This is a genomic window from Lamprobacter modestohalophilus (genome assembly GCF_016583905.1).
Classification (GTDB): Bacteria; Pseudomonadota; Gammaproteobacteria; order Chromatiales; family Chromatiaceae; genus Lamprobacter; species Lamprobacter modestohalophilus.
On the sequence record NZ_NRRY01000012.1, the window covers coordinates 66,128 to 82,565 of the forward strand.

The following is a 16,438-nucleotide window of genomic DNA, read 5'->3' on the forward strand; positions in this document are numbered from 1 at the left end:
CTCATGTCGAGGCCGTACCCTGTAGACTGAGTCTGTTTCAGCGAGCGTCTGCTCAGCGAGCGCCTGCACCGGCTGTCATCACGCTCTTGGCCGGGCAGCCGGGGTGCGATCGTTGTTGGCGCTCAGGTGGCCGTGATACTCGGAACCGGACGATAGTGATCGCTTGGCGGTAGGGGCGTTAGATGGCACTGAGTTATGCAATGCGCAAGCGGGTTCTGGTGACCGGCGGCGCCGGCTTTCTTGGCTCACACCTCTGTGAGCGACTGCTGGCCAACGGGCACGATGTGCTCTGCGTTGACAACTTCTTTACCGGTACCAAAGACAATATCGCCCACCTGCTCGCGAATCCCTATTTCGAGCTGCTGCGCCATGACGTCACCTTCCCGCTGTACCTGGAGGTCGACGAGATCTACAACCTCGCCTGTCCGGCGTCGCCGATCCACTATCAGTTCGATCCGGTGCAGACCACCAAGACCAGTGTCCACGGTGCGATCAATATGCTCGGGCTCGCCAAGCGGGTGAAGGCCAAGATCCTGCAGGCCTCCACCAGCGAGGTCTACGGTGACCCCAGTGTGCACCCACAGCCCGAGCACTACTGGGGTAACGTCAATCCGATTGGCCAGCGCGCCTGTTACGACGAGGGCAAGCGCTGCGCTGAAACCCTGTTCTTTGACTATCGGCGCCAGCATGGACTGATCGTCAAGGTTGCGCGCATCTTCAACACCTACGGACCGCGGATGCATCCGAACGATGGTCGGGTGGTGTCGAACTTCATCATGCAGGCCCTGGAGAATCGGCCGATCACCCTCTACGGCGAGGGTACCCAGACCCGCTCGTTCTGCTATGTGAACGATCTCATCGACGGGCTGCTCCGGTTGATGAACAGCGCCGATGAGCTGGCTGGACCGGTGAATCTGGGCAATCCGTGGCAGTGCACGATGATCGAACTGGCGCAAGCGATCCTGGATCTCACTGGCTCGCGCTCAGCACTGGTGCATGCCCCGTTACCGCCCGATGATCCGCAGCAGCGGCGGCCTGATATTGCGTTGGCGCGCGAGCGGTTGGATTGGGAGCCACGGGTGCCGCTGCACGAGGGGTTGCAGTCCACCATCGCCTACTTCGAGCAGTTGCTTCGGCGCAGATGATAGGTTCGCGTCATATCGCTACCTCGAGGCACTGGCTGAGGAGGGCTATGCGTTTGCTGTCGTTGACGTTGGGGGATATCCTGCGGTCTATGCTCGCCGAGCAGTCTCCAAGCGTCGATCGCGCGTCAGTACCGACACGCCAACGACCTGACGCTGAGCACCCGCCATGAGATCGACGCCATTGTGTCGGCGATCCACGCCGAGATCGACTATCCTTGGTGCGCGAGAGCAACTCCGCCTCCTGTCCTCGGGCTCTACGCAGTGCTTCGTTAGCAAGCGCGATCTCGACGAGCTGTTGATCCCGGTATTGGGCCAGGTATGGCGGGAGGACTTCGAGGACCGACTCATCCGCGCCATGCAGCGTCGACGGGACGCGCTGGTCGCGCGCGCGTGGCTGATCGAAACAGCCGATAACCATGTGCGGCAGACTATGCAGAGCAGAAAGAGCTGAGGCCAGTCCCATGAAGGTCGCCCGCATCACCCTCTCCAACCTCAAACGCTTCGAGCACTTGGAGATCGACCTCCGCAACGATCTCACAGGGGATTTGGCGACCGAATTCCTGCTGCTCGGCGACAACGGATCGGGCAAGACCACGGTCTTGCAGGCCGTGGCGCTCTGTCTATCCATAGCCATGGGGCGCACCCGGGATGTGGAGTCTTTCCAGTGGCTTGGCTGGATGCCAGGTCGCTACCAGCGCTGGGGAGAGCCGCGGGTTGAACTGGAGGTGCATTTTGATCCGGCGGAGATTGCCGCGACTCAAGCGGTGGCGGAGCGCTGGGCGCAGACCGGACAGGGTTCCGATTTCGAATTTGTGGCGCCTGGGGATAGCGAAGTGGTGACGGTGACACTCCAGGGCGGCAGGGTCGTGGCCCCGAGCAAGGAAGCGATTTTTCAGTTTCGCGGACGAGCTTACGCGACAAGGCTGTTGCGAACCGATCCGAGTGTCCGTGATCGCTTCGCGGATCTGCCCGGTGTGTTCTGGTTTGACCAGTTTCGCAACCTCGCGACTCCGCCCGCGGAGCGACCCGACGGCAGCGAAGAGAATGCCGGCCGCATCTCGTTCAACGTCGGCGTTGCGCGTCTTCGCAAGCATCTCAATAGCTGGCAGTTGGCTCGGCTAGGTGGCGGAGCTCCACAAGCGCATGACTTCCTGATGGAGCTGGAGAACGCCTATAAGCGGGTGTTCCCAGGTCGGTCCTTCGGAACACCGGAACCCATGTTTCGGGGCGGCTCCCCGACCCCGGAGGATTACTACTTCATCCTCTCCGACGGTTCGCGCACCTACGACATCGAGGAGATGTCCGCTGGCGAGCACTCGGTCTTTCCGATGCTCTACGAGTTCGTTCGGCAACAGGTCCGAAGCTCTGTGGTACTGATCGACGAGATCGATCTTAACCTGCACCCGCCGCTGGCCCAGAGCCTGGTCAGCGCCTTGCCGGCACTCGGCCCTAACTGCCAGTTCATCTTTTCGAGCCATTCCGAGGCCGTTCGAGACCTGATCGCTGCTGAGGACATTCATCGTCTGGCCGGAGGTCGGCCGTGCCTGTAAACCTGCTGTTCTGCGAGGGCGGACCAGGAAGCCCTGACATCCGGGTCCTGAACAAGTTGCTCGCCGGACGCTGCGGCCAGATTCGCCCCGAGGGCGGCAAGTATGGGATGGGCAATTGCATCAAGGCGCATCGCGAGGCGCTCGGCCAGGCCTTGGTGTTGGGCCTGCTCGACGGCGACTTTCGATCCGCGCCCGACGCTCCCATGGGCGAGCCGCAAGTCTGGAACGACTCGGACAACAGACGCCTTGGCTGGCGCTGGGAACGCAAGGAAATCGAGAACTATCTCATCGATCCCGCGATCGTCGTCAAGGCTTTGGGGGATCGGGCGCCAGAGCAGGTGAGGTACCAACAGGCGCTGGAATCGGCACGCGACAAGATCGCCCTGTATCAGGCCGCGCGCACGGCGCTCTCGGCCGGGCGACCCCGTTTCAAGCCCTTATCCTCGTCCTTTGGTCCTGAGCGAGGCAAGAGCAAGTATCGGTTTCCTGACGACCTCACGGAGATAGGATGTCGTAAAGGAATCCAGGCCAGCGTCGCCGCCCATCAGGCAACTCAGTTAGTTGAGCTGGATGCCGTGGTTGAACGCTTTGAGGCGCTGAAACCGGAGTTCGAGCCTGGCGGCCGTCGCTATGAGCATTTTCTCTGCTACTTCGCCGGCAAGGATCTGGCGCTGGCGGCCGAAGACGATCTCAAGACGTTGGGGTTCCAGGGCGGCAACGCCTTTCTAGCGAAGGTGATTCAGGAGATTGCGCGGTCGCGCGATGATATCGGGACCTGGCTTCCGGAATGGGCAGCGCTTCAAGATGCCGTGATAGATCCGAACCTGACGGCATGACGAGGCGGTCGTGTTCTAGATCTAGATGTCTTCTAAAATCATTGAACGGTGATCAGGTCACTGGGATAGCCTCATCTGCCCGATATCAACCTATCTGTAGCACTGCCCGTGAGCTTATCCATCCTGCCGGGTGACGCAGATTTGGTCTGTATCGCTTTAACCGCCTGTCACAGGTGGGAAGAAGGCGACCTCATCGCCATCGGCAACGGTGCTTTCAGGGCGCGACATCTCCTGATTGACGGCCGCCAGAATGCACTGCTCTGGCGCGAGCGCTGCTGCCCAAGGCTCGCCACGCGCACAGAGAAACGCCCTCAGCTCGGCGACGGTGGCTCCTGCGATCGGCTCGATGGCTTCGGCATCGCGTCCGAGCTGCTCGCGGAGGCTGGCGAAGTAGCGCAATTGGATCATTGACTCGCGCACCCGGGTACCAGCTCGCTGAATGGCAGAAAGGCAACCAGATCACCGATCGCAATACTCTCGCCCGGCGGGATCACCACCAACCCATTGGCCCAGGTCAGCGAGCTGAGCGCCGCCGATGAGGTGCTGTGGAAGCGCTGAATCGAGGCCTTGCCGGTTGGATCTATCTCCAATCGCGCGCGCTGATAGTCGCGACGCTTGACTGGCTTCGTCAGCTCGAAGCCAGCAGGAAGCCACAACGGAGTTGGCAGAGCGGCATCACCTAGGCCCTGCATGCGCTCGATGAACGATCGCGCGAACAGGCAGAAGGTGACGAACAGCGAGACCGGATTGCCGGGGCTGCCGATGAACGGCGTCTCACCGATGCGCCCAAATGCCACCGGTTTGCCCGGTTTCATCGCCACACGCCAGAGGTCGAGGCTGCCGAGCTGTTCGACTGCGGGCCGCACATGGTCTTCCTCGCCGACTGAGACGCCGCCGCTGGCCATGACCAAGTCGGCCTGCTCGGCGGCCTGGCTGAGCGCGGCGAGCGTCGCCTCGCGGTCGTCCTTGACGATTCCAAGATCAATGACCTCGCAGCCGAGCCCCTGCAGCAAGGCGCGAAACAGAAACCGGTTCGAGTTGTAGATCTGGCCTGGACCCAGTGGCTCCCCAGGCATGACCAGCTCGTCGCCGCTGGCGAGCACGGCGACGCGCAGCCGACGATACACCTGCAGCTGCGCGGCGCCGACACCAGCGGCAAGACCCAGATGCTGGGGGCCGAGCCGCGTCCCAGCGGCCAGCACTTGCGAGCCGGCTTGCAGCTCTTCGCCACGCCGGCGGATGTTGTCACCGGTTCTGATCTCAGCGCTGGTCTTGGCGTCGATGCGCAGGCCATCGCGCTCTGGCGTGCAGACCTCCTGCACAACGACGGTATCGGCGCCCGCGGGCAGTGGCGCGCCGGTAAAGATGCGCGCGGCGGTGCCTGGGGCGAGTGGGGCGCCGCACTGACCGGCTGCGATGCGCTGACTGATGGGTAGCCAACCATCGCTGGCGTGAAGATCGGCGATGCGCAGGGCGTAGCCGTCCATCGCGCTGTTGTCCCAGCCAGGCAGATCGGTGCCACTGATGACCGGTTCGGCGAGCACTCGGCCGAGGCAGTCCATGGTCGGCAACTGTTCGCGGTCTTCGATCGCCCGGGCTGCGGCCAGCAGCTGTGCCGAGGCCGCTTCGACGCTCAGCGGTTTGGCGGCCGACGATTTTGTGCCGGCCTGACGCGCTTGGCTGGCCTCGCAGTCGTTTGCCGTTGGGTGTTCACCCGAACTGGCATGGGCGGCTGCCCTGGAGGCTTCCATTGCGGTGTCAGCAGTGCCGGCAGTGGCGTCAGCAACCGCCGCGCGGTGGCTGTCATGGATACCCTTGGCCATGCGATCAGCGCTCACTGAAGCGCGCGATGAGCTGGGCGAAGTTGCAGGGCCGGGTGCGGCTGTCGAGCTGCGGCTGCAGGATCTGTTCCCAAGCGGTGCGGCAGGCGCCGGTAGAACCGGGCAGGCAGAAGATGAGCGTGCCATTGGCGATGCCCGCCACCGCACGCGATTGGACGGTCGAGGCGCCGATCTCTTGGAACGAGATCTGGCGGAATAGCTCGCCGAAGCCATCGATAGTCTTATCGAACAGCGGCGCAATCGCCTCTGGGGTGCTATCGCGACCGGTGATGCCGGTGCCGCCGGTGCTAATCACGACCTGCACCTCGGGGTCGGCGATCCAACGCGAGAACAGGGCGCGCAGCTGATAGGGGTCGTCCCTGCAGATGGCCTGATCGGCCAGCCGATGACCAGCGGCGGTCAGTTGCTCGCGCAGATAAGTCCCGGAGGTGTCGTTGTCGACGGTGCGGCTGTCGGAGACCGTCGCCACGGCGATGGGCAGTGGTAGGAAAGGGGCGTCGGCGGGCGTTTGGCTCATGCGTTCAGGTCCAGTACAAAGAAGGCATCGAATCTCGTATCGAGCATGGATATGGTTCGTCTCGCGGCCAGAGGCAAGCCTGTGAGGCCACGGCGAAAGCAGCAATGCACGCGAGATCTCGAGCCAGGATCAAAGCCAGCGCGGAATCAAGATCAAGCCCCAGATCGTCGCGGCAAAGCTGATGCTCATGAACACCGCCGCCGAGGCGATGTCCTTGGCCCGTGCCGAGAGCTCGTTGCGCTCGAGGCCGACGCGATCGACATTGGCCTCGATCGCCGAGTTGAGCAATTCGACCACAGGCACCAGCAACAGGCTACCGACCAGCATGGCCCGCTCGACCGGCGACTCGCCGAGCCAGAGCGCTAGCGGAATCAGAACGATGAGGACAAAGACCTCCTGACGAAAGGCCTCCTCAAGCTCATAGCAGGCCTTGAAGCCCTTCATCGAGTAGCCGAAGGCGTAGATGATGCGGCGCCATCCGCTGACATTGTGGTTGGCCATGGTCGCGTGTCGATTTCCTGTTGATCTGGACGGTTTGGTGCAGCTGTGCCGACCCTAACGGCGCAGCGGCCGGCAGCAGCTGGAACAGGCAGGGTGACCAGCGCTTGTCAGATATTGCTTTCAGCAAGGCCTTCAGCAGGCTTCCAGGCAACATCAAGCTGCCGCGCGGCGCGCACGTCATCAAGGCGACGCACCGGTAGGCTGTGCGGGGCTTGCCGCACTGTCTCGGGCTCCTGCTCAGCCTCGGCGCGAATCTTGATCATGGCCTCAACGAAACCATCGAGTGCCTCCTTGGGCTCGGTCTCGGTCGGCTCGATCAGTAGGCATTCCGGCACCAAGAGCGGAAAGTAGGTGGTCGGCGCATGATAGCCATAGTCGAGTAAGCGCTTGGCGACATCCATGGTATTGACGCCGAAGTCCTTCGCCTCTTTCTTCAGCGTGATGATGAACTCATGGCTGGCGCGTCGCTCCGGATAGGCGAGCTGGAAGCCGGCCGCGCGCAGCCGCGCCTGCAGATAGTTGGCGTTGAGGGTGGCGAACTCGGAGACCCGGCGCATGCCCTCGGCGCCGAGTAGGCGAGCATAGATGTAGGCGCGCAGCAGGATGCCCATGTTGCCGCCAAAGGCCGTTAGCCGACCGATGCTCTCGGGTCGGTCGTCCTCGTCGAGCCAGTGATAGCCTTCGTCGTCGTCCTTTTCGACCAAGGGGATCGGCAGATAGGGCTCGAGCCGCTTGGAGACGCCAACCGGACCAGCACCCGGCCCACCGCCGCCGTGCGGGGTCGAGAAGGTCTTGTGCAGGTTCATGTGGATGACGTCGAAGCCCATGTCGCCGGGCCTGACCTTTCCGAGGATGGCATTAAGGTTGGCGCCATCGTAATAGAGTAGGCCGCCTGCCTCGTGCACGGTCTTGGCGATGGCTTGGATGTTGCGGTCGAAGACGCCGACGGTGCTTGGATTGGTGAGCATGATGCCGGCGGTTTGGGGGCCAACCACCGCGCGCAGGGCGTCGATGTCGACATCGCCGTTGCGGCCGGTTGGCACCTCGCGCACCTTGAAGCCGGCCATGATCGCCGAGGCCGGATTGGTGCCGTGGGCGGCGTCCGGGACCAGCATCTCGCGCCGGTCATGATCGCCACGGGCGTCGTGATAGGCGCGGATCATCATCACCCCGGCCAGCTCGCCTTGGGCACCGGCCGCGGGTGCCAGCGAGACCGCGTGCATGCCGGTGACGCTCTTCAGCATGTCCTGTAGCTCATGCAGGCAGGCCATGATGCCCTGGCTGTGGCTCTCCGGTGCAGCGGGGTGGCGCGCCAGGAAGCCGGGCAGCGAGGCCAGGCTGTTACAGGCGCGCGGGTTGTACTTCATGGTGCAGGAGCCGAGCGGGTAGAAGTGCGTGTCGATCGAGAAGTTCTGCTGCGAAAGCCGGGTGTAGTGGCGCACCGCTTGCATCTCCGAGACTTCGGGTAGCGCGGCGCGCTGCTTGCGACGCAGTGCCTGGGGCAGAGTGCTGTGGTCGGCAGTCGTGAGCGGCGCTTGCGCGGTGGCGCGGCGGCCAGGGCGGGAGTGTTCTTGGATGAGCATGGCGGGGTTGAGTGACGAGTGGTGAGTGGTGAGTGATGAGTGACGGCTTGATATCTCTGGTCGCTGTGGGCTTTGGCGAGCGTTGTGGATGCTTCTCCCGGGTGGGCCGAGAGTCGGGTCCTTATCATGGGAGGGCGTTTAGGCCCTCAGGCGCCCATTGGCGTACCTGAGCACGCCTTCAGCGGGTATCCGAACAACCGCGGTATGGCACGACGAAGGCTGGGGACATTCGCTGCAGCCAGGACTGGACATCGATCCGTCCTCACGTCTAGGCCGCTTTGGCGACGACCAGGGCGCTTGTGAGCGCCTCGCGATAGGCGGCGATCTCGGCATCGGTGCGCTTTTCGGTGGCGCAGACCAGCAGCGCTGAGCCTAGCTCTGGATACTCGTGCCCGAGATCGAAACCGCCGAGGATGTCCTGCTCGGCGAGTCCGGCGAGCACCGTTTCGGTTGGCGCTGGTAGGCGTAGGGCGCGCTCGTGGAAGGCTGGAGCGTCGAAGATTGGCTCCACGCCTGGCACCTCGCAGAGCTGCTGTGCCAGTCGGGCGGTGTTGGCATGACAGGCGGCGGCGACGCGCTCGAGGCCTTCGGCACCGAGGATCGCCATGTGGATGGTGGCGGCGGTCACCAGCAGCCCCTGATTGGTGCAGATGTTCGAGGTCGCCTTGGAGCGGCGGATATGCTGCTCGCGCGCCTGTAGTGTCAGGGTGTAGCCGACCTTGCCGTCGAGGTCTTCGGTCTTGCCGGCGATGCGTCCTGGCAACTGGCGGATGAAGGCCTGCTTGCAGCAGAGAAACCCGAGATAAGGCCCACCAGAAGCGAGCGGCATACCCAGCGGTTGACCTTCGCCGCAGGCGATATCAGCGCCGGCCTGGCCCCAGTCGCCGGGCGGCGAGAGCAGGGCAAGGGCGACCGGGTTGACTACACCGATCACCAGCGCATCGCGCGCTTGCGCCCAGTCGGTGAGGGCGTCGACGTCTTCGAGCACGCCGAAGACATTCGGCTGTGGCACGACCAGCGCCGCGAATGGCTGATCGGCGACGGCTTCGCAGTGTGCGATCTGGGTCCGCCCGCTGCGCTTGTCGTAGTCGACCTCGACCAGCTCGATGCCCTGATGCTGGACGATGCTGGCGACAGTGCGTCGATAGAAGGGATGCACGGTGCGTGGCATCAGCACGCGCGGGTGCTTGACCTTACGATTGGAGCGCACCGCCATCAGCACCGCTTCGGCCAGTGCCGAGGCGCCATCATAGAGCGAGGCGTTGGAGACATCGAGCCCAGTCAGCGCCGTCATCATCGACTGGAACTCGTAGAGCACCTGCAGCGTGCCCTGGCTGGCCTCGGCCTGGTAGGGCGTGTAGGCGCTGTAGAACTCACCGCGGGTGGTGATCTGCCACACAGCCGCGGGAATGTGATGGTCGTAAGCGCCAGCGCCGATGAAGCAGGTCGGTTCGCCATCGCTGCGCGCCCGCGCCTGCAGCAGCTGGGTCACCTCCATCTCGCTCAGGCCAGCGGGGATGCCGTCTAGTCCCTGGGCGCGGAGCTCGGCGGGGATCTCGTCGAACAGCGCGTCGATGCTGTCGACACCAATGGTGTCGAGCATAGCGGCGATGTCCTCGTCGGTGTGCGGGATGAAGGGCATCGTCGTTTAGCCCTCGTCGGCCAGCAGTTGCTCGTAGCCGCCGGCGTCCATCAGCTCATCGAGCTGGCTCGGGTCCGAGAGCTTGAGCTGGAAGATCCAGCCATCGCCGTAGGCATCCTCGTTGATCGTCTCAGGAGCGCCATCGAGTGCATCATTCGCGCCGACGACCTCGCCGCTGAGTGGGCTGTAGATGTCCGACGCGGCCTTGACCGATTCGACCACCGCGCAGGCGTCCTTGACCGCGACCTGCTTGCCGATCTCGGGCAGCTCAACGAAGACCAGATCGCCGAGGGCGTCCTGTGCGTGATCGGTGATGCCGACGGTGACGGTACCGTCGCCGTTGTCTTTGACCCATTCATGGGACTCGGTGTATTTCAGCTCTGAAGGGATGCTGCTCATAAAGGACTCCAGACGGATCGCGTCGCTGTCTAGGCGGCGGCTGTTGGCGAAATGGCGCGAGGAGAGCGTGCTCCCGAGCCGGTGTTGTTTTGGGTTTGGTGTGCCGAAAACGCGCACTGCCGATGTGTCTCGTTCCGCTTTAACAATAAGCAGTGGAGCATCTTTAAACGACGAAACATGTGAATAGCGATTACTTGGTCGATATGAAACGGAAATCCTGTTTCCTGTTGCATCGTTCACGCAGTTCGTTGTTTGTTTCTGTACGCAGTCGTGCTCAGGTTGTTACTGAACTGCGCATGAGACGCTGTGCAAACATGACCGTTCGGCCCCTTATTCAAGCGCGATAAGCGCTTTGCCATGGCGCACGAACGGCGGTTTGACAACCCGCGCGGGCACTGCCTTGCCGCGGATGTCGACTGCGCACTGATCGCCGATCCCGGGCTGAACCCGCGCCAGCGCGATGCTACGCTGCAAGGTCGGCGAGAAGCCGCCCGAGGTCACCTCGCCGACGGGCTGGCCGTCGACGAGCACCGGCTGATGGCTCCTGAGCACGCCGCGACCGGTCAGCAGCAGGCCGATGAACTCGCGCAGATCCCCGCTCGCGCGCTGTGCCTCGAGTGCCGAGCGACCGATGAAATCGCGCTCCTGCGGCTCGAAAGCGACCGTCCACTCGAGCCCTGATTCGAGCGGCCCGACCTCTTCTGTCATATCTTGCCCATAGAGGTTCATCCCGGCTTCCAAGCGCAGGGTGTCGCGTGCCCCCAGTCCGGCAGGGGCAACGCCGGCCGCAAGCAGCGCTCGCCAAAGATCGCCGACCTCGGTGGCTGGGAGCATGATCTCGAAGCCGTCTTCGCCGGTATAGCCGGTGCGGCCGACCAGCCAGTCGCCCTGTTCAGCAGCAAAGAAGGGCTTCAGTGCGCGCGCGGGCTCTTGCAGTGCGCCAGGAAGCAGCGGCAACACCTTAGTGCGGGCTTGCGGGCCCTGGACGGCGAGCATGGCGAGATCGTCGCGACTGTGGATGCTGACCGATGTGCCCTCGACACAGGCGCGTATCCAAGCCAGATCCTTATCTGCGGTGGCGGCATTGACCACGGCCCGATAACGGTTAGGGCCGAGGTAGTAGCAGATCAGATCATCAATCACGCCGCCGTCGGCATTGAGCATGCAGCTGTAGAGCGCCTTGCCCGGTTGCTTGAGCTTGGCGACATCGTTCGCTAACAATCGCTGCAAGAATGCGAGGGCGTCGGCGCCCTGGATGTCGACGGGACGCATGTGTGAGACATCGAAAACGCCGGCCTGCTGGCGGACCGCATGATGCTCGTCGAGCTGGGAGCCATAGTGCAACGGCATATCCCAGCCGCCGAACGGCACGATGCGAGCGCCAAGACGCTCATGCTCAGAGAAGAGGGGAGTTCTGGAACCCATGCGGCACTCCGGTTGGCGGCCGCTATTCTGCGTTGACGGCACGCGAAAAAGACAAACGAGCAGACACGACAGTCTAGACTGTGCGTGCCGCCCCTCTGTCCTGAACCTGAGAGTTTGCGTCGAGCAGCCTTGCCAACCCGCTATCGGCGGGCGGACAGGCTGCTCATCGCTGCCCCGTCGGTGGGCCACTGCTGTGGCCGCTCTCCAGAGTTGGTGTTAATCCCGCGGTCCTTTTGCCTGAGCGATTCCGGGCGGATGTTGCGCCTTCGGCGCCGGTGTTGGCGATTGTTTAGCAATCGCTCTAGAACCGGTCTCTCCCGCGGGACTTCAAACCATTGCCGATCAATATAACCATCTCTTGCCGCAGTTCCAAGGTCGAATCGCGAAATTGCTCTCGCAGGTGATCTCTCACTTGGTCTCGCACTTGGTCTTGGCGGCTGCTATCGAACTGCGCTGCTCTGCGATCACCGCGAAGCGTCAAGGGCGATCGCAGGGCCGATCAGGCTTGGGTACCTCTGTCGGATTTCGACGCTGGCTTGGATTCGGTGGGAACGCGCTGGAAGGTCAAGCCACCGCATTCTGAGCAGGGTGGGATGCGTCCCGCGCGGGTGAAGCGGGTCTCGGCACCGCACTTGTCACAGACTAGGGTGCCGGGGCCGGTGATCTGTCCGGCCTGATAGAGCGAGGCTTGCCGTGCGCGCTCGGACCATTGCTCGAGCTGTATGCGGGTCTGATCGGCGACGCTGCTGAATGCCTCGAGCATGCGCTGCTCGATCAGCTCGAGATCGAAGCGCCACCAGGCGCGCAGATCCTCGCCGGTGTCGGCCAGGTAGTGTGCGGCGTCTTCGATATCGCGCTCGATGTACTCGGCGACCTTGTGCGCCTCCTCGCGCGTCAGTTCACCGAGTTCGACCATGTGGTCGCGGGCATTGTCGAGCATCGCGCGCAGCTTCGGCGTTGCCTCCTCGGCCTCATTCACTGCCTCGCGCGCCCGCTCGAGCATCTGCTCGTAGGCCTTAACCAGCCGATCTTCGGTCTTGGGGTGTTCTTGGTTGCTCATTGCTGCTTTCTCCTGCATTCATCGGGTCGACTGGTGGGTGTCGTCGTCTTCGGGCGGTGCATGTTCTGCCTATGCGAGTTCAGCTGTTGCTAGTTCCTCATCTGCGCGGTGATCCCGGTTCATCAAAGTCTGGTCGATCGGCTCGAAAGCGCAAGTTTGAGCTTGAGCGGTCTGTGGCCGCAGACCACATCTGCTTTTCCAATGCGACTCGCAGGCATCCGGTTTGCTGGCAAGCTGTTTGCCGGCATGCGACGCGCGCATTGCAACGAGCGGGCGACTACAGCGCCAGATGCAGCCGAATCGCCGCGTCGATCTCCTGCAGCTTGGCCGCTGTCAGCCTGCCTGCGGATTGGCCCTGAATCCGCTCTTTGGAGATGGTGCGGATTTGCTGAGCCTGCGCCTTGGAGTCCTTCGGGAGACCGGATTCCGCGCGTGATAAGGCGACCTCGAAGGGATAGATGCGCGTGATCGCCGAGGTGATTGGCAGCACGGTCAGCGTGCTTGCCGCCCGATTGTTGGCATTATTGCTGACGATCAGCACCGGTCGACGTTTGTTGATCTCAGAGCCGACGCTTGGGCTCAAATCCGCGTAGACAATTTCACCTCGTTTCATGGTCACCCCGCCTCACGGTCACCAGTCTCACGGTCACCAGGCCTCATGGCTGAGGCCATCGCTAATGGTGCCATCGGCGTCGATGTTGCTGTCGAGTCGCGCGTCTGCGGCTGCGTCTCGATAAGCGCTCTCAAGCTCGTCCTCGCGGAGGCGAAGCAGCGCCTGCTCGATCACGCGTGAACGACTCCTGATCGCATGATTGGCGCGATAGGCGTCGATCAAGGCGATCAGGTCTGGTGTGAGCGATATCGATAACTTCTCGGTGCGCATCGCAGTGCTCCTAAAATTCGTACATCTGATGCTACCATAATCGCACCTAGCACTAGCACTAGCACTGACCGTAGCCCAAGCGCTGATCCTATAGCCATGGCCTTGGGCAAACGGGCCTGTCATCGATTGGCGAAAATCGATTCACAAGTCGCAGCCTGATTCGGGCTTGGGTTATCCTGCAGTCATCGATCCTGGGGCACTCAGAGGCTGCGGTCACCGCTAGCGCTAATGCCACTGCCAACGAACGGCAGCACGAATGGCCCCCAGTCAATCCAGTCGTCATCGTTATATCCTCGATCACCAACCCGCCCAGCCAAATCATGATCCAGACCGAGTACGAGCCGCGCGCCATCGAACAGGAGGCGCAGCGCTACTGGGAGACCTCGCAGACCTTCAAGGCCGTCGAAGATGCGTCGCGCGAGAAGTTCTATTGCCTGTCGATGTTTCCGTACCCCTCGGGGCGGTTGCACATGGGGCATGTGCGCAACTACACCATCGGCGATGTGATCGCGCGTCACCAGCGCATGCTCGGCAAGAATGTGCTGCAGCCGATGGGCTGGGATGCCTTTGGGCTACCGGCCGAGAACGCGGCGATCAAGCACGGCATTCCGCCGTCAAAATGGACGCGCGAAAACATCCAGGCGATGAAAGAGCAGCTCAAGCGCCTGGGCTTCGGTTACGACTGGGACCGCGAGCTGGCCACCTGCGATGTCGACTACTACCGCTGGGAGCAGTGGCTGTTCACCCGACTGATGGAGAAGGGGCTTGCCTACCGTGCCACCGCGATGGTCAACTGGGACCCCATTGATCAGACCGTGCTGGCCAACGAGCAGGTGATCGATGGCCGTGGCTGGCGCTCCGGCGCGCTGGTCGAGAAACGCGAGATCGAGCAGTGGTTCATCCGCATCACCGCCTATGCGCAGGAGCTTCTGGATTCGATCGACAGTCTCGACGGCTGGCCGGAGCGGGTGCGGGCGATGCAGCGCAACTGGATCGGCCGCTCCGAGGGCGTGCACATGCGCTTTGGCATTGCCGGCGCTGAGGGTGTGGCCAGCCAGGAGACGCTCGATATCTTCACCACGCGGCCGGATACGGTGATGGGCGTGACCTATGTCGCCGTCGCCGCCGAGCATCCGCTCGCGCAGCGTGCGGCGCGAGACAATCCCGAGCTGGCGGCCTTCATCGATGAGTGTCGGCAGGGGGGCATCTCCGAGGCCGAGCTCGAGACCATGGAGAAAAAAGGGCATCGCCTCGGTATCAACGCCGTGCACCCGATTACCGGCGAGCAGGTGCCGATCTTCGCCGCCAACTTCGTCCTCATGAGCTATGGCACCGGCGCCGTGATGGCGGTACCGGCGCATGATCAGCGTGACTGGGAATTCGCCGAGCGTTACGGGATTCCGAAGCGGCAGGTGATCTTTGCCGCCGAGGGTGATGAGATTGGCATCGACTCGCATGCCTTCACCGATAAAGGCCTCTTGCGCGACTCCGACCCCTTCGATGGGCTGACCTCGGAAGAGGCCTTCGACGCCGTCGCCGACTGGCTCGAGACCCATGGCAAGGGTGGCCGTCAGGTCAACTTCCGGCTGCGTGATTGGGGTGTCTCGCGCCAGCGCTACTGGGGCTGTCCGGTGCCGGTGGTGCGCACCGCCGAGGGCGAGGTACGACCCGAGACCGAGCTTCCGGTGCGGCTGCCCGAAGACCTGGTCGTCGATGGCTCCGGCTCGCCGCTGAAGAAGCTGCCGGCATTCTCGGATCTGCCCAATGGCGAGACGCGCGAGACTGATACCTTTGATACCTTCGTCGAGTCGAGCTGGTACTACGCGCGCTATTGCTCGCCGGGCTGCGACACGGCGATGCTCGACGAGCGTGCTAAGTATTGGCTGCCGGTGGATCAGTACATCGGTGGCATCGAGCATGCGGTCCTCCATCTGCTCTATGCGCGCTTCTTCCACAAGCTCTTGCGCGATGAGGGCCTGGTCGACTGCGATGAGCCCTTTGCCAAGCTGCTGACCCAGGGCATGGTGATCGCCGAGACCTGGTATCGCGAGGACGCCGAGGGGCGACGCGACTGGTTCAATCCGTCTGATGTCGAGGTCGAGCGCGACGACAAGGGCCGGGTGGTTGGCGCGGTGCTCAAGGCGGATGGTCAGCCGGTGCATTTTGGCGGCATCGAGAAGATGTCGAAGTCGAAGAACAACGGCGTTGATCCGGAGGCGATGATTGAGCGCTACGGCGTCGATACCGTGCGACTCTATGTGATGTTCACCTCGCCGCCGGATCAGTCGCTGGAGTGGAACGATGAGGGCGTGGAAGGTGCCTATCGGTTCTTGCGCCGGCTCTGGGTCTTGGCTGCGACTCACGCTGAAGGGTTGCGTGCCGCTGGCGCAGCAGAGCGTTCGGCTGGCGCGATCCCTGCTGGTTCTGAGCCTGCTGGTTCTGATCGCAATGCCGCGGTGGATGCAAGTGGAGCGATGGGCGCAGGGACATCGACTGGCGTTGCAGCGCAGGCGCTTGATGATGCGCTGAGCGATGCCCGCCGCGAAGTCCACACCGCGTTGAAGAAGGCGCTGTTCGATTACCAGCGGCAGCAGTTCAACACCGTCGTCTCGGCCTGCATGACCATCGTCAATACGCTGTCGAAGCTCGATGAGCGTGCGACCGCGCAAGTCGTGCGCCGCGAAGGGCTGAGCATCGCGCTCCGTCTGCTAGCGCCGATTGCGCCGCACATCACCCATCATCTGTGGCGTGAGCTCGACCTTGGCGACGACATCCTGCAGGCACCCTGGCCGCAGGTCGATGAAGAGGCGCTGGCGCAGGATCAGATCACCTACGTGGTCCAGGTCAATGGCAAGGTGCGTGGCAAGATCGAGGTGCCAGCCGCGGCCGAGCGCGCCGAGGTCGAGGCTGCGGCGTTGGCGAATGAGAACGTGCAGCGCTTCATCGGCGAAGCGACGCTGCGCAAGGTCATCGTGGTGCCGAATAAGCTCGTCAATCTGGTCGTCAAATGAGCAGTCCAGTGGCTTACCCAGTGGCTCATCCACTTGCTCATCCAC

The 16,438-nt window shown here is 63.0% G+C and carries 15 protein-coding genes and 1 riboswitch; of the genes, 4 read left to right on the top strand and 11 right to left on the bottom strand.

The annotated features are described in order from the left end of the window. Positions 1 to 188: 188 nt before the first annotated feature. The 3 genes from CKO42_RS09490 (at position 189) to CKO42_RS09500 (ending at position 3,531) form a co-directional block, all read left to right on the top strand. On the top strand, positions 189 to 1,145 hold the full coding sequence (locus tag CKO42_RS09490; RefSeq protein ID WP_200242874.1) for a UDP-glucuronic acid decarboxylase family protein: 957 nt from the start codon (positions 189 to 191) through the stop codon (positions 1,143 to 1,145). Positions 1,146 to 1,606: 461 nt separating this feature from the next. Then, positions 1,607 to 2,695 carry an AAA family ATPase gene (locus tag CKO42_RS09495; RefSeq protein ID WP_200242728.1) on the top strand — a complete coding sequence of 363 codons (1,089 nt, stop codon included), beginning with the start codon at positions 1,607 to 1,609 and terminating at the stop codon, positions 2,693 to 2,695. Continuing rightward, complete coding sequence (locus tag CKO42_RS09500) at positions 2,686 to 3,531, top strand: hypothetical protein (RefSeq protein ID WP_200242730.1); 846 nt, start codon at positions 2,686 to 2,688, stop codon at positions 3,529 to 3,531. Before CKO42_RS09495 ends, CKO42_RS09500 begins: the two co-directional genes overlap by 10 nt. Before the next feature lie 156 nt (positions 3,532 to 3,687). Here CKO42_RS09500 and moaD read toward each other — a convergent pair whose 3' ends face one another. The 11 genes from moaD to CKO42_RS09555 all read right to left on the bottom strand — a co-directional run bounded on the left by moaD (position 3,688) and on the right by CKO42_RS09555 (position 13,382). Then, positions 3,688 to 3,939: a molybdopterin converting factor subunit 1 gene (gene moaD / locus CKO42_RS09505; RefSeq protein WP_200242731.1), complete on the bottom strand. Its 252-nt coding sequence runs from the start codon at positions 3,937 to 3,939 to the stop codon at positions 3,688 to 3,690. After that, a complete protein-coding gene (locus CKO42_RS09510; RefSeq protein ID WP_242479259.1) occupies positions 3,936 to 5,354 on the bottom strand; it encodes a molybdopterin molybdotransferase MoeA in 1,419 nt (472 codons plus the stop codon). Before CKO42_RS09510 ends, moaD begins: the two co-directional genes overlap by 4 nt. Before the next feature lie 4 nt (positions 5,355 to 5,358). Next, positions 5,359 to 5,889, bottom strand: coding sequence for a molybdenum cofactor biosynthesis protein B (gene moaB / locus CKO42_RS09515; protein ID WP_200242742.1), 531 nt, complete (start codon positions 5,887 to 5,889; stop codon positions 5,359 to 5,361). A gap of 129 nt (positions 5,890 to 6,018) precedes the next feature. Next, on the bottom strand, positions 6,019 to 6,390 hold the full coding sequence (locus CKO42_RS09520; protein WP_200242744.1) for a diacylglycerol kinase: 372 nt from the start codon (positions 6,388 to 6,390) through the stop codon (positions 6,019 to 6,021). A 107-nt stretch (positions 6,391 to 6,497) separates the two neighbouring features. After that, positions 6,498 to 7,973, bottom strand: coding sequence for an aminomethyl-transferring glycine dehydrogenase subunit GcvPB (gcvPB, locus tag CKO42_RS09525; RefSeq protein WP_200242746.1), 1,476 nt, complete (start codon positions 7,971 to 7,973; stop codon positions 6,498 to 6,500). Between the two features lie 268 nt (positions 7,974 to 8,241). Then, positions 8,242 to 9,615 carry an aminomethyl-transferring glycine dehydrogenase subunit GcvPA gene (gene gcvPA / locus CKO42_RS09530; RefSeq protein ID WP_200242748.1) on the bottom strand — a complete coding sequence of 458 codons (1,374 nt, stop codon included), beginning with the start codon at positions 9,613 to 9,615 and terminating at the stop codon, positions 8,242 to 8,244. A gap of 6 nt (positions 9,616 to 9,621) precedes the next feature. Continuing rightward, entirely contained in the window at positions 9,622 to 10,014 is a 393-nt protein-coding gene (gene gcvH / locus CKO42_RS09535; RefSeq protein ID WP_200242751.1) for a glycine cleavage system protein GcvH, read from the bottom strand. Positions 10,015 to 10,344: 330 nt separating this feature from the next. Next, a complete protein-coding gene (gene gcvT, locus CKO42_RS09540; RefSeq protein ID WP_200242754.1) occupies positions 10,345 to 11,439 on the bottom strand; it encodes a glycine cleavage system aminomethyltransferase GcvT in 1,095 nt (364 codons plus the stop codon). A 215-nt stretch (positions 11,440 to 11,654) separates the two neighbouring features. After that, positions 11,655 to 11,769, bottom strand: a riboswitch (glycine riboswitch). 169 nt (positions 11,770 to 11,938) lie between these two features. Next, the gene (locus CKO42_RS09545; protein ID WP_200242756.1) at positions 11,939 to 12,499 is read right to left on the bottom strand and encodes a zinc ribbon-containing protein; all 561 of its coding nucleotides are present in this window, start codon (positions 12,497 to 12,499) and stop codon (positions 11,939 to 11,941) included. Positions 12,500 to 12,776: 277 nt separating this feature from the next. Continuing rightward, positions 12,777 to 13,112: a type II toxin-antitoxin system PemK/MazF family toxin gene (locus CKO42_RS09550; protein WP_200242758.1), complete on the bottom strand. Its 336-nt coding sequence runs from the start codon at positions 13,110 to 13,112 to the stop codon at positions 12,777 to 12,779. Between the two features lie 33 nt (positions 13,113 to 13,145). Continuing rightward, positions 13,146 to 13,382, bottom strand: coding sequence for a ribbon-helix-helix domain-containing protein (locus tag CKO42_RS09555; RefSeq protein WP_200242760.1), 237 nt, complete (start codon positions 13,380 to 13,382; stop codon positions 13,146 to 13,148). 323 nt (positions 13,383 to 13,705) lie between these two features. On the opposite strand from CKO42_RS09555, the gene leuS reads away from it, so the two are divergent. Further along, complete coding sequence (gene leuS / locus CKO42_RS09560; RefSeq protein WP_200242884.1) at positions 13,706 to 16,393, top strand: leucine--tRNA ligase; 2,688 nt, start codon at positions 13,706 to 13,708, stop codon at positions 16,391 to 16,393. Positions 16,394 to 16,438: the final 45 nt, after the last annotated feature.